Origin of the sequence: Paraburkholderia sp., from assembly GCF_035948235.1 — a bacterium.
In the GTDB taxonomy this organism is placed as follows: Bacteria; Pseudomonadota; Gammaproteobacteria; order Burkholderiales; family Burkholderiaceae; genus Paraburkholderia.
Genome location: NZ_DASZJJ010000321.1, coordinates 19,880 through 37,610 on the forward strand (window position 1 = coordinate 19,880; position 17,731 = coordinate 37,610).

Annotated in this window: 18 protein-coding genes; 9 read left to right on the forward strand and 9 right to left on the reverse strand. The window is 65.3% G+C overall.

Annotated features, from left to right (window positions below):
• The first annotated feature begins 30 nt into the window (after window positions 1-30).
• From flgE to flgL, 9 genes are all read left to right on the forward strand, one after another.
• The gene (gene flgE / locus VG320_RS28375; RefSeq protein WP_327203384.1) at window positions 31-1,263 is read left to right on the forward strand and encodes a flagellar hook protein FlgE; all 1,233 of its coding nucleotides are present in this window, start codon (window positions 31-33) and stop codon (window positions 1,261-1,263) included.
• Between the two features lie 32 nt (window positions 1,264-1,295).
• Window positions 1,296-2,054 (forward strand): flagellar basal-body rod protein FlgF, encoded by a 759-nt coding sequence (gene flgF, locus VG320_RS28380; protein ID WP_327203385.1) that lies wholly within the window; start codon window positions 1,296-1,298, stop codon window positions 2,052-2,054.
• A gap of 64 nt (window positions 2,055-2,118) precedes the next feature.
• On the forward strand, window positions 2,119-2,907 hold the full coding sequence (gene flgG / locus VG320_RS28385) for a flagellar basal-body rod protein FlgG (RefSeq protein ID WP_103705770.1): 789 nt from the start codon (window positions 2,119-2,121) through the stop codon (window positions 2,905-2,907).
• Window positions 2,908-3,071: 164 nt separating this feature from the next.
• Window positions 3,072-3,743: a flagellar basal body L-ring protein FlgH gene (gene flgH, locus VG320_RS28390; RefSeq protein ID WP_327203417.1), complete on the forward strand. Its 672-nt coding sequence runs from the start codon at window positions 3,072-3,074 to the stop codon at window positions 3,741-3,743.
• Window positions 3,737-4,936 carry a flagellar basal body P-ring protein FlgI gene (locus VG320_RS28395; protein ID WP_327203386.1) on the forward strand — a complete coding sequence of 400 codons (1,200 nt, stop codon included), beginning with the start codon at window positions 3,737-3,739 and terminating at the stop codon, window positions 4,934-4,936. Before flgH ends, VG320_RS28395 begins: the two co-directional genes overlap by 7 nt.
• An 11-nt stretch (window positions 4,937-4,947) precedes the next feature.
• Window positions 4,948-5,958: a flagellar assembly peptidoglycan hydrolase FlgJ gene (gene flgJ, locus VG320_RS28400; RefSeq protein ID WP_327203387.1), complete on the forward strand. Its 1,011-nt coding sequence runs from the start codon at window positions 4,948-4,950 to the stop codon at window positions 5,956-5,958.
• 325 nt (window positions 5,959-6,283) lie between these two features.
• Window positions 6,284-7,039 carry a flagellar brake protein gene (locus VG320_RS28405; RefSeq protein WP_327203388.1) on the forward strand — a complete coding sequence of 252 codons (756 nt, stop codon included), beginning with the start codon at window positions 6,284-6,286 and terminating at the stop codon, window positions 7,037-7,039.
• 279 nt (window positions 7,040-7,318) lie between these two features.
• Window positions 7,319-9,337: a flagellar hook-associated protein FlgK gene (gene flgK, locus VG320_RS28410; protein WP_327203389.1), complete on the forward strand. Its 2,019-nt coding sequence runs from the start codon at window positions 7,319-7,321 to the stop codon at window positions 9,335-9,337.
• A 14-nt stretch (window positions 9,338-9,351) separates the two neighbouring features.
• Window positions 9,352-10,593 carry a flagellar hook-associated protein FlgL gene (flgL, locus tag VG320_RS28415; RefSeq protein WP_327203390.1) on the forward strand — a complete coding sequence of 414 codons (1,242 nt, stop codon included), beginning with the start codon at window positions 9,352-9,354 and terminating at the stop codon, window positions 10,591-10,593.
• A 100-nt stretch (window positions 10,594-10,693) separates the two neighbouring features.
• Here the strand turns inward: flgL and fliR are convergent, their stop codons facing one another.
• The 9 genes from fliR to fliJ all read right to left on the reverse strand — a co-directional run bounded on the left by fliR (window position 10,694) and on the right by fliJ (window position 17,707).
• Window positions 10,694-11,485, reverse strand: a complete 792-nt coding sequence (gene fliR, locus VG320_RS28420; RefSeq protein WP_327203391.1) for a flagellar biosynthetic protein FliR — start codon at window positions 11,483-11,485, stop codon at window positions 10,694-10,696.
• Window positions 11,486-11,512: 27 nt separating this feature from the next.
• Window positions 11,513-11,782, reverse strand: coding sequence for a flagellar biosynthesis protein FliQ (gene fliQ, locus VG320_RS28425; RefSeq protein ID WP_167070205.1), 270 nt, complete (start codon window positions 11,780-11,782; stop codon window positions 11,513-11,515).
• 11 nt (window positions 11,783-11,793) lie between these two features.
• Window positions 11,794-12,693 (reverse strand): flagellar type III secretion system pore protein FliP, encoded by a 900-nt coding sequence (gene fliP / locus VG320_RS28430; protein ID WP_327203392.1) that lies wholly within the window; start codon window positions 12,691-12,693, stop codon window positions 11,794-11,796.
• Window positions 12,694-13,236, reverse strand: a complete 543-nt coding sequence (gene fliO, locus VG320_RS28435; RefSeq protein ID WP_327203393.1) for a flagellar biosynthetic protein FliO — start codon at window positions 13,234-13,236, stop codon at window positions 12,694-12,696.
• Window positions 13,233-13,727, reverse strand: a complete 495-nt coding sequence (fliN, locus tag VG320_RS28440) for a flagellar motor switch protein FliN (RefSeq protein ID WP_414696140.1) — start codon at window positions 13,725-13,727, stop codon at window positions 13,233-13,235. The genes fliO and fliN overlap by 4 nt, the downstream gene beginning before the upstream one ends.
• Window positions 13,720-14,718 (reverse strand): flagellar motor switch protein FliM, encoded by a 999-nt coding sequence (gene fliM / locus VG320_RS28445; protein WP_322048782.1) that lies wholly within the window; start codon window positions 14,716-14,718, stop codon window positions 13,720-13,722. The genes fliN and fliM overlap by 8 nt, the downstream gene beginning before the upstream one ends.
• 46 nt (window positions 14,719-14,764) lie before the next feature.
• A complete protein-coding gene (fliL, locus tag VG320_RS28450) occupies window positions 14,765-15,268 on the reverse strand; it encodes a flagellar basal body-associated protein FliL (protein WP_327203394.1) in 504 nt (167 codons plus the stop codon).
• Between the two features lie 337 nt (window positions 15,269-15,605).
• A complete protein-coding gene (locus VG320_RS28455) occupies window positions 15,606-17,129 on the reverse strand; it encodes a flagellar hook-length control protein FliK (protein ID WP_327203395.1) in 1,524 nt (507 codons plus the stop codon).
• 128 nt (window positions 17,130-17,257) lie between these two features.
• Complete coding sequence (fliJ, locus tag VG320_RS28460) at window positions 17,258-17,707, reverse strand: flagellar export protein FliJ (RefSeq protein WP_327203396.1); 450 nt, start codon at window positions 17,705-17,707, stop codon at window positions 17,258-17,260.
• Window positions 17,708-17,731 lie beyond the last annotated feature (24 nt).

A 17,731-nucleotide genomic window follows, 5' to 3' on the forward strand; every position in this document is an offset into this window, starting at 1 on the left:
CTGATAAACGACAGCGCGGAGTAAACACTCATGGGCTACCAGCAAGGATTGAGCGGCCTCGCCGCTTCGTCGAACGACCTCGACGTGATTGGCAACAACATCGCCAATGCCAACACGGTCGGCTTCAAGCAGAGCGCGGCGCAGTTCGCCGACGTCTACGCGAACACCATCGCCAGCTCGGTGAACACGCAGATCGGTCTGGGCACCTCGCTTTCGGAAGTGCAGCAGAACTTCTCGCAAGGCACGATCACCACGACCGGCCAGGCACTGGACGTCGCCATCAACGGCAGCGGCTTTTTCCAGATGTCGAACAACGGCACGCTCACGTATTCGCGTAACGGCGTGTTCCAGCTCGACAAGAACGGCTACATCACCGATGCCGCCGGCAACGATCTGATGGGCTACGCGGCAGGCACCGACGGTGTCGTCAATTCGGCGCAAACCGTGCCGCTGCAGGTGCCGACCACCAACATCGCGCCGGTCTCGACCAGCAAGATCACGGCGCAGGTGAACCTGAACGCGCAAGCCACGGCGCCGACCGCCACGCCGTTCGACGCGACCAATTCGAACTCGTACAACTACTCGACGTCGATCACGGCGTACGACTCGCTGGGCGGCACGCAGCAGGTCAACATGTACTTCGTGCAGAACGCCACGGGTTCGGCGGAAGTCTATGCCGGCGTCGCGGGCGGCACGATGACCGACATGGGCACGATGAACTTCAACTCGTCGGGCGCGCTGACCTCGGTTACGCCCTCGGGCGGCACCGCGCAGACCAACGACCAGTTCACGCTGAACCTCACGCCGACCGACGGCGCGAAGGCGCAGACGATCACGCTGGATCTCACCGGCACGACGCAGTACGGCGGCACCTCGGGCGTGAACAACCTCGCGCAGGACGGCTACGCCAGCGGCACGCTGTCGAACTTCACGGTGGGCTCGGACGGCACCATCACGGGCAACTACTCGAACGGCCAGACCAAGACGCTTGGCCAGGTCGTGCTCGCCAACTTCAACAACCCGAACGGCCTGCAGAACCTGGGCGGCAACCAGTTCCAGGAAACCGCGGCTTCGGGCGTGGCGCAGGTCTCGACGCCGGGCAGCACGAACCACGGCACGCTCACGGGCGGCGCGGTGGAATCGTCGAACGTCGACCTGACCAACCAGCTCGTCGACCTGATCACGGCGCAGCGTAACTACCAGGCCAACGCGCAGACCATCAAGACGCAGCAGACCGTCGACCAGACGCTGCTGCAGATGTAAGCGAGTTTGTGAACTAACGCACCGGGCACATCATGGACCGACTGATCTATACCGCGATGACGGGCACGAGCCAGGCGCTCGAGCAGCAGGCCGTCGTCGCGAACAACCTGGCCAACGTCTCGACCACGGGTTTTCGCGCGCAGTTGGCGAATTTCCGTTCCGTGCCGATGTCGTTCGGCGACGGCTCGACCGTCAACGATTCGACCACGCGCACGTTCGTGCTGTCGGCGACGCCAGGCTCCGACATGACGCCCGGTGCGATTTCCAGGACCGGCAATCCGCTCGACATCGCGATCCAGGGCAACGGCTTCATGGCCGTGCAGACCGCCGACGGCAACGAGGCGTACACGCGCGCGGGCAACCTGCACGTGGACGAGAACGGCCAGCTCGTGACGGCCAGCAACCAGCAGGTGATCGGCGGCGGCGGCCCGATCGCCGTGCCGCCGGGTTCGGCGGTGACGATCGGCTCGGACGGCACGGTTTCGGCGATTGCGCCGGGCAGCCCTGCCAGCGCCATCGCCATGATCGACCAGATCAAATTCGTGAACCCGCCTGCGGGATCGCTCCAGCGTGGCGACGACGGCCTGTTTCGCACCGCCGACGGCAATCCGGCCGACGCGGACCAGACGGTCCAGATCGCCACGGAATCGCTCGAAGGCAGCAACGTGAACCCGGTTGCCGCGATGGTCTCGATGATCACCAACGCGCGCCAGTTCCAGATGCAGACCAAGCTTTTGCAGACCGCCGACCAGAACGAACAGAGCGCTAACCAGCTGCTCAACTTCAGCTAAGCATTTTTATGGCCGCCGGTCTCGCAGACACGATTTGCAGACTACGCGCCGGGAGAAAGACACCGTGAACCGATCGCTCTACATCGCCGCCACCGGCATGAACGCCCAGCAGGCGCAGATGGACGTGATCTCGAATAACCTCGCGAACGTGAGCACCAATGGCTTCAAGGGCTCGCGCGCGGTGTTCGAGGACCTCATGTACCAGACGCTGCGTCAGCCGGGCGCAAACTCCACGCAGACCACCGAGATGGCCTCGGGCAGCCAGGTCGGCACCGGCGTGCAGCAGGTCGCAACCGAGCGCCTCTACACGCAGGGCAACCTGCAGCAGACCGGCAACTCGAAGGACGTGGCGATCAACGGCGCGGGCTTCTTCCAGGTGCAGATGCCCGACGGCACCACGCAGTACACGCGCGACGGCTCGTTCCAGACCAACTCGCAGGGTCAGCTCGTGACGTCGAGCGGCTATCCGGTGATGCCCGCCATCACGGTGCCCGCCAACGCCACGTCGCTCACCATCGGCAGCGACGGCGTGGTGACGGTGACGACGCCCGGCTCGACCGGCAACACGACGATCGGCTCGCTGCAGGTCGCCATGTTCATCAATCCGGCCGGCCTGCAAAGCAACGGCGAGAACCTCGTGTCGGAAACGGCATCGTCGGGTGCGCCCACGGTCACGACGCCGGGCCTGAACGGCTCGGGCACGCTCAACCAGGGCTATGTCGAATCGTCGAACGTGAACGTGGTGCAGGAACTCGTGAACATGATCGAGACGCAGCGCGCCTACGAAATCAACAGCAAGGCGCTGACGACGTCCGACCAGATGCTCCAGACCTTGAGCCAGATGCAGGTTTAAGCGCAGAAGGCAGCGCGGGTCTAGGCGCAGGTCTCAGGGACACTTCCGGCGTCGCCGGGAACCTGAAGCAACAGCAATAGCAGTACGGAATAGAAGTGGTGAGAAATATGGGCCAGTCCGTTCAATTCAACTCTCGCTCGCGCCAGCAGTCGGTGCGCCGGGCGATGCCGCGCGCCGCGATGGCGTCGGTGTCGCTCGCGCTTGCCGCGCTGGCGGGCTGCGCCTATGTGCCGAACAGGCAGCCGATCGTGCAGCAGCCGATGACGGCCGTGCCGCCGCCGCCGCCCGTCAACGTCTCGCCGGGTTCGATCTATAACCCGGGCTACGCGGGGCGTCCGCTGTTCGAAGACCAGCGTCCGCGCAATACCGGCGACATCCTCACCATCGTCATCTCCGAAAACATCAACGCGACGAAGTCCTCGGGCGCCAACACCAAGCGTGGCGGCAGCACCAGCTTCAACGTGCCGACCGCGGGCTTCGCGCCGGGCTTCTTCTCGCGCGCGAACCTGTCGGCCACCGGCGCCAACCAGTTCGACGCCACGGGCGGCGCGAACGCTTCCAACACCTTCACGGGCGTCATCACCGTGACGGTCACGAACGTGCTGCCCAACGGCAACCTGGTGGTGTCGGGCGAAAAGCAGATGCTCATCAACCAGGGCAATGAATACGTGCGCTTTTCCGGCGTCGTGAATCCGAACACTGTTGCCGGAGACAACTCCGTGCTCTCGACCGACGTCGCCGACGCGAAGATCGAATACTCCGCGAAGGGCGTAATCGACGAGGCCGAGACCATGGGCTGGCTGCAACGCTTTTTCCTGAATGTCGCGCCATGGTAAAGATCCGATTCCAGCGCACGCGCCGCTCGCGCGCGAAAGACCTGCTAGCCGCCTTTGGCGTGGTGGTGGGCTTCGTGGTCGCCTGCTCGGCGCTGCTCACTTACGCCACGCCCGCACGCGCCGAGCGCGTGAAAGATCTCGTCACATTCGCGGGCGTGCGCGACAACCCGCTGATCGGTTATGGTCTCGTGGTGGGTCTGGACGGCACCGGCGACCAGACGACCCAGGCGCCGTTCACCACGCAGACGCTCGCGAACATGCTTGCGAACCTCGGCATCTCGATCAACAACACGTCGAGTTCGTCGGGTTCCTCGCAGACGCTCAACAACATGCAGCTGAAGAACGTCGCGGCCGTGATCGTGACGGCGACGCTGCCGCCGTTCGCGCGTCCGGGCGAACAGATCGACGTGACGGTGTCGTCGCTGGCGAACGCCAAGAGCATTCGCGGCGGCACGCTGCTGCTCACGCCGCTCAAGGGCGCCGACGGCCAGGTCTACGCGCTGGCCCAGGGCAACGTGGCGGTGGGCGGCGCGGGCGCGTCGGCCAACGGCAGCAAGGTGCAGGTGAACCAGCTCGCGGCGGGGCGTATCTCGTCGGGGGCGACGGTCGAGCGCGCGGTGCCTTCGCCCGTTTCGCAGGCTGGCGGCCTGTTGCAGATGGAAGTCAACGACATGGACTACGACACGACGCAGCGCATCGTGTCGGCGGTCAATAACGAATTCGGCGCGGGCACGGCGGCAGCGGTCGACGGCCGCACGATCCAGGTGCGCGGCCCGGCTGACCCGGCCTCGCAGGTGGGTTTCATCGCGCAGATCCAGAATCTGGACGTGCGCCCGGCCCAGCCGGCGGCGAAGGTGATCCTGAACGCGCGTACCGGCTCGATCGTCATGAATCAGATGGTCACGCTGGAATCCTGCGCGGTGGCGCACGGCAATCTTTCGGTGGTCGTGAACACGCAGACGGCGGTAAGCCAGCCGGGCGCGTTCTCGAACGGGCAAACGGTCGCGGCGCGCCAGTCGCAGATCCAGCTCAAGCAGGATAACGGCGCGCTCAAGCTGGTGACGGCGGGCGCCAATCTCGCGGAAGTGGTGAAGGCGCTCAACGCGCTCGGCGCAACCCCCGCGGATCTGATGTCGATCCTGCAGGCGATGAAGGCGGCGGGCGCACTGCGCGCTGACCTCGAAATTATCTAAGGACGTGAAAAATGGATAACTCGAATATCGGCAACGGCAATCTCGACCTCACGAACCGCTTCGCGCTGGACGTGCAGGGCTTCGACGCCATGCGCGCGGCGGCCAACGCCTCGCCGCAGCAGGGCGTGAAGGCAGCCGCCAAGCAGTTCGACGCCGTGTTCACGCAGATGATGCTCAAGAGCATGCGCGATGCGACGCCCTCGGACGGCCCGCTCGATTCCAACGACGGCGCGCAGTTCCAGTCGATGCTGGACCAGCAGCTCTCCCAGCAGATGTCGAACAAGGGCATTGGCGTGGCCAATGCCATGATCAAGCAGCTCATGCGTAGCATGGGCGGCGACGCCAACAGCCTGGGTGGCGCCGGTGGTGCGGATGGCGCGGGCGGCATCGCCAGCGCGATGCAGGGCCTGTCGGGCTCGGGCAGCAGCGGCAAGGAAGGCAATATGGCGATGTTGAGCGCGCTTGGCCGCGCCTACGGCAACGCCTCGGCCAATGGCGCGCTCGGCAAGGGCCAGGGCTGGGACGCCAATAGCGCGCTCACGCCGCCCGTGCGCGCCAGCGGCGACGACAAGGTCGACGCCTTCGTCAACAAGCTCGCCAACGCCGCGCAGCAAGCCAGCAACTCCACCGGCATTCCGGCGCGCTTCATCGTCGGTCAGGCCGCGCTCGAATCGGGCTGGGGCAAGCGCGAGATCATGAAGGCGGACGGCTCGACCAGCTACAACGTGTTCGGCATCAAGGCGACCAAAGACTGGACCGGCAAGACCGTCTCCACCATGACCACCGAGTACGTGAACGGTGCGCCGCATCGCGTGGTGGAGAAGTTCCGCGCCTACGACTCGTACGAAGACGCGATGAGCGACTACGCCAACGTGCTCAAGAGCAACCCGCGCTACGCCTCGGTCATCAACGGCGGCTCGCGCAGCGCCGAAAGTTTCGCTCAGGGCATGCAGCGCGCCGGTTACGCGACCGACCCGCATTACGCGAAGAAGCTCATGTCGATCATGCAGCGCATGGCCTGACCTGCGTCTGACTCACCTCTGATTTTCTTATGCGTCGCGCATAACATGTCGCGCGCCTGGTCAGCCGACAGCAAACGTTGCCTTGACGACGTTGCGTGTGACTTGACGAACGATCGCGGTGAAATCGCGAAAGAAATGGGTGCGGCGCCTGCCGGCACGATTCGCGGATTGCAGATTTTTTACGCCGAAGCCCTAAATTTCCGCGTCATCCTGCCGCTAATGCAGGCGAGATCCAAAAGAATCAGGGGCGGCGAAGACCGCCCGGACGGCGCGCAACGACACCTTCTGGGGCGCGCCGGCATGTCCACGAAATTCCGGCAGGCCGATGAATACCGTTCAGTCGAATCAACAGGAAGAAGTCGATGGCGAAAGCCCCGACTATGGCCGTCGCAACCCGCTCGAAGTCGGGGTGCAGTTGCGCAATCTCGCCAATCGCGGCGATTTCCTGACCTTGCAATACCGCGGAGGCCAGCTGGTCACGCGCATCCTCGACGTCGATGCGCGCGAGCGCACCTTCACGTTCGACTGGGGCGCGGTGTCCGAGCAGAACCGCGAAGTGCTCGCCCAGCAGGAATGCCAGTTCCATGCCTCGCCGGACGGCGTGCGCGTGGAATTCACCACCGGCATGCCGCGCGAAACGACCTTCGAAGGGCGACCCGCGTTCGAGGCCACGTTCCCCGAAGTGCTCTATTACGTGCAGCGCCGCGAGTATTTCCGCGTCGATACGCCGGTGATGGAGCCGTGCATCGTGCGCGGCGCGCTGCCGATGGACGGCCAGCGCTTCCAGTTCGAGGTGCACGATATCTCGCTGGGCGGCCTGGGTCTGCGCACCACGGACGAACGCGCGGCGGCGCTCGACATGGGCCTGAAGCTGGTGGACGTGGAGCTGGAGCTGCGCGGTCACGGCACCTTGCGCGTCGATCTCGCGCTGGTGGTGCTGCGCTTCATCGACCTGCCCAATGGCGATCGCCGCTATCACCTCGGTCTGCGTTTCGAAACGCTGCCGGGCGCCGCGGAAAACAGCCTGCAGCGCTATATCACGCAGCTCGAAATGAAGCGTCGGGCGTTTCAGCGCGCTTAAGAGCGCACTGCAGCGCAAACAGCGGCGGTGGCCATCGCGGCCGCCGCCACGCTTGCCGCACATTTCGCGGCGCGCCGTTCGCGTGCGCCGCATGCCTTGCCGATGCGCCGCGCATGCGCGCCCGGCAGGGCGAAACACGCTCCTCGCGCCAAACGTTTCCCCCTCGAAATTCTCCCTTACCGCAGCTTAATTTCGGCGCTGCGCTGCCGTTATCACATAAGTTCACCCACGCGGCCCCTCCGACCGGCAGGTCGGGCCGGCCGTCCACGAGGATTACGCATGTCCAACATTTTCTCGATCGGTCTCTCCGGGTTGCAGGCGGCCCAGATCGGCATCGCTACTGCCGGCGAGAACATCAGCAATTCGTCGACCGCGGGCTACAACGTGGAAAGCGCGGTGTACAGCGAAGCGAATGGCCAGGCGACCAGCTCGGGTTATATCGGCGGCGGCGTCAACACGGCGACCGTGCAGCGCGCCTATAGCCAGTACATCACGACCGCGCTCAACAACGCGCAATCGACCAACAGCTCGCTGACCGCTTCGTACACGCTGGCCACGCAGCTCTCGAACCTCGTCGGCAGCCCGACGTCGGGCATCGCATCGTCGATCACGTCGTTCTTTTCGGGTCTGCAGGACGTGTCGAATTCGCCGGATAGCAGCTCGGTGCGCCAGACCGCGCTCTCCGATGCGCAGACGCTCGCGGACCAGATCAACTCGGCCGGCGCGCAATACGACTCGCTGCGCCAGAGCGTGAACACGCAGCTGACCAACGCCGTTTCGCAGATCAACACGTACACGCAGCAGATCGCGCAGCTCAACACGCAGATCGCCACCGCGAGCGCGGGGGGGCAGCAGCCGAACCAGCTGCTCGACCAGCGCGATCAGGCCGTCTCGAACCTCTCGCAACTGGTGGGCGTGCAGGTCGTGCAGAACAGCAGCGGCTATAGCGTGTTCCTCGGCAACGGCCAGCCGCTGGTGGTGAGCGGCCAGAACTACAACCTCACGACCCAGGCGTCCAGCACCAACCCGTCCGAGCTGACGGTGGCGTGGCAAGGCCTGCCCGGTTCGACCACCACGGCGCAGCCGCTTTCCAGCGCAGCGCTCACGGGCGGCACGGTGGGCGGCCTCGTGTCGTTCGTGCAGAACACGCTCGATCCGGCCGAATCGCAGCTTGGTGCGATCGCCACCAGTTTTGCCGCGCAGGTGAATTCGCAGAATTCGCTGGGCCTCACGCTCAGCGGTGGGCAGGGCGGCAACCTGTTCACGGTGGGCGCGCCGCAGGTCACGGGCAACCGCAACAACACTGGCACGGCGACTGTCGCGGCGACGCTGACGGACGCCGTCAGCCCGCCGACCGACAATTACACGCTGTCGTATTCGAGCACGGCGGGCGGCACGTGGACGCTGACCGATTCGACCACCAATACGGTGGTTAAGTCGACCACCACGCAGCCGAGCGCGACCAATCCGTTCACGGCAGGCGGTCTTTCGATCACCTCGTCGGGCACGATGGCCGACGGCGATTCCTACGTGATCCAGCCGACCGCAGGCGCGCTCGACAGCTTCGCGGTGGCCACGAGCGATCCTTCGGCGATCGCGGCATCCGCGCCGGTGCTGGTGTCGGCGACCACCGGCAACGCGGGCACGGCGAACGTCACGCAAGGCGCGGTCAGCTCGAACTACACGGTGTCCTCGACGCCCACCACGCTGACCTACACGGCGGCCACTTCCGGCACGGGCGGCACGCTTTCCGGCTTCCCGCCGAATTCGACCGTATCGGTGACGGTGCCGGGCTCCAGCACGCCGACCACCTATACGATCGACGCGGCCGGCGACACGCCGGTGAGCTACGACCCGAGCACGGGCGCGACCATCGCGATCACGTCGAGCACGGCCGGCGACACCAATAACGTGAGCTTCACGATGACGGGCACGCCCTCGACGGGCGACACCTTCACCATCACGAAGAACACCAGCGGCACGCAGGACGGCCGTAACGCGCTGGCGCTCGCGAACCTGACTTCGGGCACCGCCTTCACCGACTCGCAGACGCTCACCAACGCGTATTCGAACTACGTGAACGCGATCGGCAACACGGCGAGCCAGTTGAAGGCGTCGAGCACCTCGCAGACCTCGCTCGTCACGCAACTGACCTCGCAGCAGCAGTCGGTGCAGGGTGTGAACCTCGACGAAGAAGCGGCAAACCTGCTGCAGTATCAGCAGCTCTATCAGGCCAACAGCAAGGTGATCCAGACGGCGGCGTCGCTGTTCCAGACCCTGCTCGGCATTTTCCAGTGAGGCGCTGACCAACCATGCGTATCGCGACTTCCCAGATTTACTCGTCGAGCCTTTCGACGATGGAAAACCAGCAGTCCCAGCTCCTCGGCGTGCAGCAGCAGATCTCGACGGGCATCGCCATCTCGAACCCGGCGGACAACCCGCTGGGCGCCGCCCAGGCCGTGACGCTTTCGGCCACGAGCGCCACGCTCACGCAGTACGCGAGCAACCAGAACACGGCGCTTTCGTCGCTGCAACTGGAGGACTCGACGCTCTCCAGCGTGACGAGCACGCTGCAGGCGATGAGCCAGCAGATCCAGTCGGCCATCAACGGCTCGCTCAACGACTCCGACCGCCAGGCGCTCGCCAAGCAGTTGCAGGGCGAACGCAGCCAGTTGCTCACGCTCGCCAATACCACGGACGGCGCGGGCAACTACCTGTTCTCGGGTTTCCAGAGCACGTCGCAGGTTTTCACCAACCAGTCCGGCGGCGGCGTCACCTACAACGGCGACCTGGGCCAGCGCACCGTGCAGGTGGCGGGCTCGCGCTCGATCGCCATCAGCGACACGGGCGCTGCGGTGTTCCAGACCGTGTCGTCGGTGGGCACCTCGGCGGTGGCTTCGGGCAGCCTGGACAACAAGGGCACGGGCACGATCAGCGGCGTGACCGTCACGGACCCGACCCAGGCAACCAACGGCCATAACCTGTCGATCCAGATCGGCGGCACGACCGGTGCGCTCACCTACACGGTGACCGACAACACCACCAACCCCGCCACGACGCTTGCATCGAACCAGCCGTACACGGACGGTTCGGCGATCGACCTGGGGTCGGGCATGAATGTGACGATCTCGGGCACGCCCGAGTCGGGCGATAGTTTTTCGGTGACGCCGGCCACGGCGGCGCAGAACAGCAGCGTGTTTTCGAGCATCGACGCCGTGATCTCGGCGCTGCAAACCTCCGCGACGGGCAACCCGACCGCCACGGCGACGCTGCAGAACGCGTTGCAGACGGGCCTCACGCAGATCGGCAACTCGACGTCGAATGTGATTACGCTGCAGGCATCGGTGGGCGGACGCGAGCAGGAAGTGAAGGCGCTGCAGACCGTTACGTCGACGAACTCGCTGCAGATCACCTCGAATCTCGACGATCTGGTGAGCACGGATACGGTGGCGGCGATCACGCAGTACGAGCAGATTTCGAACGCGCTGTCGGCGTCGCAGAAGAGCTTCGCGGCCACGCAGCAGCTTTCGCTGTTCCAGTACATCAATCCTTGATGTAGCGGGTTGGAGGCTAAAAAAACGGCGGCAAGCTTTGGAGCTTGCCGCCGTTTTTGTTTGTGGGGTTTGGATAAACGGGACTTTACTTCCCCGCCCCTCACCCCGGCGGCTTCAGCGCCGCCGCCACCCGTCCCATCTGATCGATCCCGCTATCGAACAGCCGGGAGAAGTACGGAATCAGGCTGGGCATCATCAGCTGGACCAACAGCAGGCCGACGAGCATCGTCACCGCGAAGCCGATCTGGAACACGCCGATCTGCGGCGCGGCGCGGTTGAGAATGCCCAGCGAAATATTGGTGATGAGCAGCGCCACCACCACCGGCAGCGACAGCAGCAGCCCCGAATTGAACACCATCGCGCCCCAGCCCACCAGCAGACGATAGCCGTTGCCGCTGAGCACGTTGGCCGAGACCGGCACGCTCGTGAAAGTCTCCACGATGGCCGCGATCATCTGCAGATGCCCGTCGAGGGCGAGAAAGGTCAGCATCGCCATCATGTTGAACCACGACGACAGCGCGGGCGTAGTCGTGTTGGCCTGCGGATCGAAGAACGACGCGAAGCTCAGGCCCATGCCGGCGCCCATCAGATCGGCGGCGGCCGTCACCACGGCGAACACCAGTTGCATCACAAAGCCCAGCGCCACGCCAATCAGAAACTGGTTCACCAGTATCCACACGCCTTCGGCCGAAAACACCGTGACCTGCGGCATGGCGCCGAGCGTGGGCGCGACGATCAGCGTGATGAACGCCGCAAGGCCGATCTTCACGCGCGTGGAGATCGAGCGGTTGCCGACCACCGGCGCGGTCGCGATCAGCGCGAGGATGCGCGTGAACGGCCACAGGAACGCGGTGAGCCAGAGATTGAGCTGCGCGTAAGTGACGGTGAACATCGAGAGGAAGAGCGCGCCTGCGCGCGCTCAGGCCGCGAGGGCGGGAATGCTTGTGAACATGCGATGCATGTAGTCGAGGATCGTGGTGAGCATCCACGGTCCGGCGATCACCAGCGTAACCGCGATCGCAACGAGCTTGGGGATGAACGAGAGCGTGCTCTCATTGATCTGCGTGGCCGCCTGGAAAAGGCTCACCACCAGACCGACGATCAGCGACACGAGCAGCAGCGGCGCAGCCAGCAGCAGCGCGACATACATCGCTTCGTGCGAGAGGGTCATGACCATTTCGGGCGTCATCGCATCTCTCCTTAACTGAAGCTCTGCGCGAGCGAGCCGATCAGCAATTGCCAGCCGTCCACCAGCACGAACAGCATCAGCTTGAACGGCAACGAAATCGTCGCGGGCGACACCATCATCATACCCATCGACATCAGCACGCTCGCCACCACCATGTCGATGATGAGAAACGGAATGAAGATCGTGAAGCCGATCTGGAAGCCCGTTTTCAGCTCGCTCGTCACGAACGAGGGCACCAGCAGCGTGAGCGGCACGTCCTCGGGGCCCTGCATGGGCGGCGCGTGCGAAATGCGCGCGAACAGCGCCAGATCGGATTCGCGGGTCTGGCGCAGCATGAAGGTCTTGAAGGGCGCGACGCCGCGCGTCACGGCTTCGTCCATCGGCAGGGTGCCGGCCGCGAACGGCTTGTAGCCGTCGTTATAGGCCTTGTCGAGCACTGGCGACATGATGAACAGCGTCAGAAACAGCGCGAGGCCGACGATCACCTGATTGGGCGGCGTGGTCGTCGTGCCCAGCGCCTGGCGCAGCAGCGACAGCACGATGATGATGCGCGTGAAGCTCGTCATCATCAGCACCATCGCGGGCAGGAACGACAGCATCGTGAGCAGCAGCATCGTCTGCACGCTCAGCGAATAGGTCGTACCGCCGCCGGGGCCGGGGCTCGTGTTGAAGGCGGGCAGGCCTTGCGGCTGCGCGGCCTGCGCATGCGCGAGATGCGGCAGCATCAGCACGACGGCGGCCAGCGCGAACAGCAGCGCGAGCGGCAGGGCCGAATGCGCGAGGCGCGCCTTGAAGCGGGAGAAGAAGCCGTTATGGCCGGGATGTGGCGTCACGATCGAAGAAGAGTGCGCGTGGGCGGATGGGGGTGGAACCACCGCCGCCACCGGGTCGGAAAAGGAACTGCCTTGCATTTACTGCGCTCCGCCGTCGTGACGCTTGAAACGTTTGCCTGCCTCGTGCTTCAGCGCGTCACGAAAGCGCTGTCCGAAGGTGCCCTGGAGGGCAGGGTCGCCAGCGACATTCGCCGCATTCGGCAATTCGCCCGCGGGCATGGTGTGCAGCAGGCGCACGCTGCCGGGCGCCGCACCCAGCACGAGCCAGGTGTCGCCGATCTCGACCACGGCCACGCGCTCCTTGCCGCCGAGCGAGGCGCCGCCCACCGTTTTAACGAGGGCGTTCTTCGGGCCGTGCTGCAGCCCCAGACGCCGCGCCAGCCAGCCGCAGGCAAATACCACGGCGATCACCAGCACGAGGCCGAGCACGGTTTGCAGTACCGCACCGAAGCCAAGCGACGGCACTGCGCTGCCCGTGATGACGGCCGAAGCGCCCGAGGCCGAGCGCGCTGCCTGGTTGACCGCCTGCAGGTCGGCGGCGTGAGCCGCGCCACTGCACAGCGCGAGCACTGCGGTGAACACTGCACAAGCAAACGTACCGCGCACGGCCTGAAATCTCATCGGTTCAGCTTCCGGATCCGTTCGGACGGCGTGATGATGTCGGTCAGGCGAATACCGAACTTGTCGTTCACCACCACCACTTCGCCCTGGGCGATCAGGCAGCCGTTCACGAGCACGTCCATCGGCTCGCCCGCCAGGCCGTCCAGCTCCACCACCGAGCCCTGCGCCAGTTGCAGCAGGTTGCGGATGGCGATCTTGGTGCGACCGAGTTCGACGGTCATCTGGACGGGAATGTCCAGAATCATGTCGATGTCGTTGCGCGTCGAGTTCTGATCGACCTTCGAAAGCGGCTGGAACACTGCCGCGGGCGCGGCTGCCGGTGCGTCGTTGCTGTTCTGCTCGGCCAGTGCGGCAGCCCAATCGTCCATCGCCATTTCGTCTTCCGTGCTCGTTGCACTCGTTATCGTATTTGCTTCTGCCTGCGCCGCTGCCGCCGGGTCGTTGGGATCGAGCACCGGTTCGTCAGCGCTCGTGCCGTTGATGTCACTCATATCCACCTTCCTTCATCGTGTCGGCTGCGCTGATCATCTTCTGGACCCGCAACGCGTATTGACCATTGAAAATTCCGTAGCCGCATTCCATCACCGGCACGCCGTCCACCTTGGCGACGATGTGCTCGGGAACGTTGATCGGCAGGACATCGCCCTTCTTCATATTGAGGATCTGCTCGAAGGTGATGGGCACCTGCGCCAGATCGGCGGTGAGTTCCACCTCGGCGGCCTGCACCTGCTGCGACAGCACGCGCACCCAGCGGCGGTCCACGTCGAGCACTTCGCCCTGCAGCGGCGAAGCCAGCACGTCGCGGATCGGCTCGATCATCGAATACGGCATGCAGATGTGCAGCGTGCCGCCGGTCGGGCCGAACTCGATCGAAAACTGCGTGACGATCACGATTTCGTTGGGCGTCGCCACGTTGGCGAACTGCGTATGCATTTCCGAGCGCACGTACTCGAAATTCAGCGGGCGCACGCTCTTCCAGGCGGTCGTGTAGTGCTCGAACACCAGATTGAGCAGCTTGCTGATGATGCGCTGCTCGGTCTGCGTGAAGTCGCGGCCTTCGACGCGCGTGTGAAAGCGCCCGTCGCCGCCGAACAGGTTGTCCACCACGAAGAACACCAGATTCGGATCGAACACGAACAGCGACGTGCCGCGCAGCGGCTTGACGTGCACCAGGTTCAGGTTCGTCGGAATTGGCAGGTTGCGCGTGAACTCGCTGTACTTCTGCACGCGCACCGGCCCGACCGAAATTTCGGCGGTACGGCGCATGAAATTGAAGATGCCCACGCGCAACAGGCGCGCGAAACGCTCGTTGATGATCTCGAGACCGGGCATCCGGCCGCGCACGATGCGTTCCTGCGTCGCGATGTTGTACGGACGCACGCCCTGCTTTTCGGCCTGGCTCGATTCCGTATCGACTTCGCCGGTGACGCCCTTGAGGAGGGCATCGACCTCCTCCTGCGACATGAATTCGTCGTGACCCATGCTCATGATGCGAAGCCCTCGAATGTCTGCGCGCTGTGCATGGCTCTTACTGAACGACGAATTCGGTGAAGAGGACGTCCTCGACCTTGGCCGGCTCGGCGCGCGGATCGGACGGCTGGGCGATCAGCTTCGCCAGCTCGGCGGCCAGATTGCGCTTGCCGTCGAGCGGCGCGAGATCGGTCGGGTTCTTGTTCGACAGGGCCAGCAGCACGCGGCTGCGGATCTCCGGCATGCGCGCGACCAGCGCGTCCTGGGTCGCCTGGCTGTCGAGCTTGAGCGTCAGGCCAATGCGCAGGTAATGGGTTTCGCCGTCGTCGGACTGCAGGTTCACCGTCATCGGCTCGAGCGCGTAGTAGACGGGCACGGCGGCCGGCGGCGGGGCGCTGGCGGTCGGGGCGCTTGGGGCATGACGCGACATGAAGAACCACACGCCCGCGCCGGCGGCGCCGGCGGCGACGATCGCGATAAGCGCGATGAGGAGGATGCGCTTCAGCGGTCCGGGTTTTGCGCCTTGCGGGGCGGCTTGCTGGTTTGCGGTCGTGGTCGCCATGTCGGTGTGCGGATCTGGTGCGTTCGATACTTCTGGGGTTCGGATCGCGGGCGACGCCTGGTCGGCGTGGTGCTCGCATTCATTCCGGCAGCCTGCATTGTTCCGGCTTTTGCCTTACAGCGATGGGAAGAATAGACGGGGGATTTCCGGCTATCTCGTGGCTTTGTGGCGGGGCGCGGCAAACGTCGAAGCGGTGCAGCAGCAGTGCAGCAGGAATGGGGGGAGGAGCGTAGCAGGAAGGCCGGGCGCGGGCGAGTCCTTGAAAGGTCCCGCGAGGTCCCGCGTCAGCGGGTGCGCGGCGCGCGACGCCTGATGCGTCGGGCCGCGCGATCCGGCTTTAAGCGAAGGTGTCGATCAGGCCGACAGTGCGCGTGGTGGCGGTGGTGGCGGCGCTGCTGGCCACGTCATCCACGCCGCCCGTAGAGGCCAGGCCCGAGGACCCGGAGCGCGACGAACGGGAGCTGCCGCCCGAGCCGCTGCCGTCCTGTTGCTGCTGCTGCGCCTGCTGGTTCATCTGGCGCGCAAAGCCATCGGTGACGCTGGCGCTGCCCAGACCGATGCCGTTTTCCTGCATCTGCTCGCGCAGCTTCGGCAGGGCCGCTTCGACGGCTTCGCGCACCTGCTGGTGCTGCGAGACGAAGAGGGCATGCGCGTGGTTGTCGGCGACCTGCAGCACGACCTGGAGCGGGCCCAGATCCTTCGGATTGAGCGTGAGTTCCGCCGATGTCTGGTGCGCGTTCGAAAGGAACACGACCTTCTGGCCGAGCGCGTCTTCCCAGTCCGACGTGCCCACTTGCGGCGACAGCGTGGTCGATGCCGCGGCGGCGGCGGCCGTCGGGTTGGTGGCGCTGCTTGCCGCCTGGGTCGCTTGCGCCTGCGCGGCGGCAGCGGCGGCCTGGCTGGCGGCGAGGGCGTCGGTGACTACGTTGGTGGCGCTCGACGTGTCGGTTTGCGTGGTGGCTTGCGCTGCTGCTGCGAGCGCCGCCGTGGCGCCCTGCGTGGCCGTGTCGGTCGCCGCGCCCGCGACGGTTTTGGCTGCCCCGGCGCTGGCGCTCTTGTCGTCGATAACGGTGCCGAGCGTCTTCGACTTCGCCTGCTCGCCCAGATGGGTCGCGAAGCTGCTGGCGATGTTCGTGCTGCCCGAGGCGGCGCTGGCGTCCGTCGCCGTCGCAGCGGTGCCGCGTGTGTTCAGGGTGGCCGCGCCGCCGCGCAGCGCGCTGAGCGCGGCGGTGAGGGCGTCGCTGGCCGATTTGGACGTGGCCGTGCTGCCGTCCGCAGCCGTGCCGGTGGCGCTCGCGGCTGCCGACGTGGCTGCGGCGGCGACGCTTGCAAGCGTGGCGTCGGTGGCGGCCTGGCTGGCGTCGCTACCGTCGCCGCTCTGATCCTGGCTTGGGTCCTGCGCAGCCTGCTGGGCCTGTTGCGCCTGCTGGGCTTGCGCGGCGGCGGCCTGGCCCGCCGCGTCGGTCTGTTGCTGCGAGCTGGCGTTGTCGGCGCTATTGGCGCTATTGGTGCTGTGGCTGGACTTCGACGCGTGCTTCGTGCCTTGCGTCGACGAACTGCTACCCGACGACTGACTCGACTGGCTCGATTGACTGGACTGGCTCGACTGCGAGGATTGCGCGTTTTGCGACGCCTGGGCGTTTTGCTGCGCGGCGCTCCAGCTTTGCGCGGCCTGCGCGCTCTGCTGCTGGATGGCCTGCTGGCTGGTGTTTTGCGCCTGGCTGGCCTGTGCGGCCATGCTCTGCTGCAGCGTCTGCGCAAAGCCCTGGCTCGCCTGGTTCGCCTGGCTGGCGCCGGAGTTACCGCTGGAGGCGGTGTCCACGGCCCCGAAAAGCGAACTGACTGCGGAAAGAAGCGACATGAGGTCTGCCCCGGATAACTTGATCGGTGTAAATCGCGGCGCCCGTCACGCTAAGCGATGCGGGCGTCGGCGTCAATTTTTGGTTTCGGCTTGTAGATAGTGCAAATGCGCCTGCAAAAAACCACGTTCTACAGCGGCGACGTGCGCATGCGCAGCGCGCGGGCGGCGAACTCGTCGGAGTCGCGCTGATCGCGCTTCGCTTCCTTGCGCGCCTGCACGGCGTCCTGACGCGTCTGCAGCACTTCGTACGAGCCGAGTTTCTGCTTGGTGCGCGCCCATTCCGGCTTGGCCGCCTCGACGCGCTGGGTCGCCTGGTCGAGCATGCGGCGCTGCTGCTCGATGGCGGAGTCGAGCGTGTCGATAAACGCCTGGAAATTGCGTACATTGCCCGCGGCCATGCCGGCCCGCGCGGATTCGGTAAAGCGCACGTGATACTCCTCGCGGTAGTCGATCAGCGCCTTGAGCTGCTTTTCGACTTCGCCGCGCTCGCGCTGCACGCGCCCGAGGCGCTGCGTCGCGGCATCCACGTCGTCCTGCGCGAGACCAATGAGGGTTTGCAACGCGGTCTGTTTCGTCATGTCGAAATTCCTCGCTCAGTGGGC

Excerpts from the sequence above, each read along its gene's own strand:
- flgE (WP_327203384.1), top strand. The coding sequence starts at position 31 with ATGGGCTACCAGCAAGGATTGAGCGGCCTCGCCGCTTCGTCGAACGAC.
- flgF (WP_327203385.1), top strand. The coding sequence starts at position 1,296 with ATGGACCGACTGATCTATACCGCGATGACGGGCACGAGCCAGGCGCTC.
- flgH (WP_327203417.1), top strand. The coding sequence starts at position 3,072 with ATGCCGCGCGCCGCGATGGCGTCGGTGTCGCTCGCGCTTGCCGCGCTG.
- VG320_RS28395 (WP_327203386.1), top strand. The coding sequence starts at position 3,737 with ATGGTAAAGATCCGATTCCAGCGCACGCGCCGCTCGCGCGCGAAAGAC.
- flgJ (WP_327203387.1), top strand. The coding sequence starts at position 4,948 with ATGGATAACTCGAATATCGGCAACGGCAATCTCGACCTCACGAACCGC.
- VG320_RS28405 (WP_327203388.1), top strand. The coding sequence starts at position 6,284 with ATGAATACCGTTCAGTCGAATCAACAGGAAGAAGTCGATGGCGAAAGC.
- flgK (WP_327203389.1), top strand. The coding sequence starts at position 7,319 with ATGTCCAACATTTTCTCGATCGGTCTCTCCGGGTTGCAGGCGGCCCAG.
- flgL (WP_327203390.1), top strand. The coding sequence starts at position 9,352 with ATGCGTATCGCGACTTCCCAGATTTACTCGTCGAGCCTTTCGACGATG.
- fliR (WP_327203391.1), bottom strand. The coding sequence starts at position 11,485 with ATGTTCACCGTCACTTACGCGCAGCTCAATCTCTGGCTCACCGCGTTC.
- fliQ (WP_167070205.1), bottom strand. The coding sequence starts at position 11,782 with ATGACGCCCGAAATGGTCATGACCCTCTCGCACGAAGCGATGTATGTC.
- fliP (WP_327203392.1), bottom strand. The coding sequence starts at position 12,693 with ATGCAAGGCAGTTCCTTTTCCGACCCGGTGGCGGCGGTGGTTCCACCC.
- fliO (WP_327203393.1), bottom strand. The coding sequence starts at position 13,236 with ATGAGATTTCAGGCCGTGCGCGGTACGTTTGCTTGTGCAGTGTTCACC.
- fliN (WP_414696140.1), bottom strand. The coding sequence starts at position 13,727 with ATGAGTGACATCAACGGCACGAGCGCTGACGAACCGGTGCTCGATCCC.
- fliM (WP_322048782.1), bottom strand. The coding sequence starts at position 14,718 with ATGGGTCACGACGAATTCATGTCGCAGGAGGAGGTCGATGCCCTCCTC.
- fliL (WP_327203394.1), bottom strand. The coding sequence starts at position 15,268 with ATGGCGACCACGACCGCAAACCAGCAAGCCGCCCCGCAAGGCGCAAAA.
- VG320_RS28455 (WP_327203395.1), bottom strand. The coding sequence starts at position 17,129 with ATGTCGCTTCTTTCCGCAGTCAGTTCGCTTTTCGGGGCCGTGGACACC.
- fliJ (WP_327203396.1), bottom strand. The coding sequence starts at position 17,707 with ATGACGAAACAGACCGCGTTGCAAACCCTCATTGGTCTCGCGCAGGAC.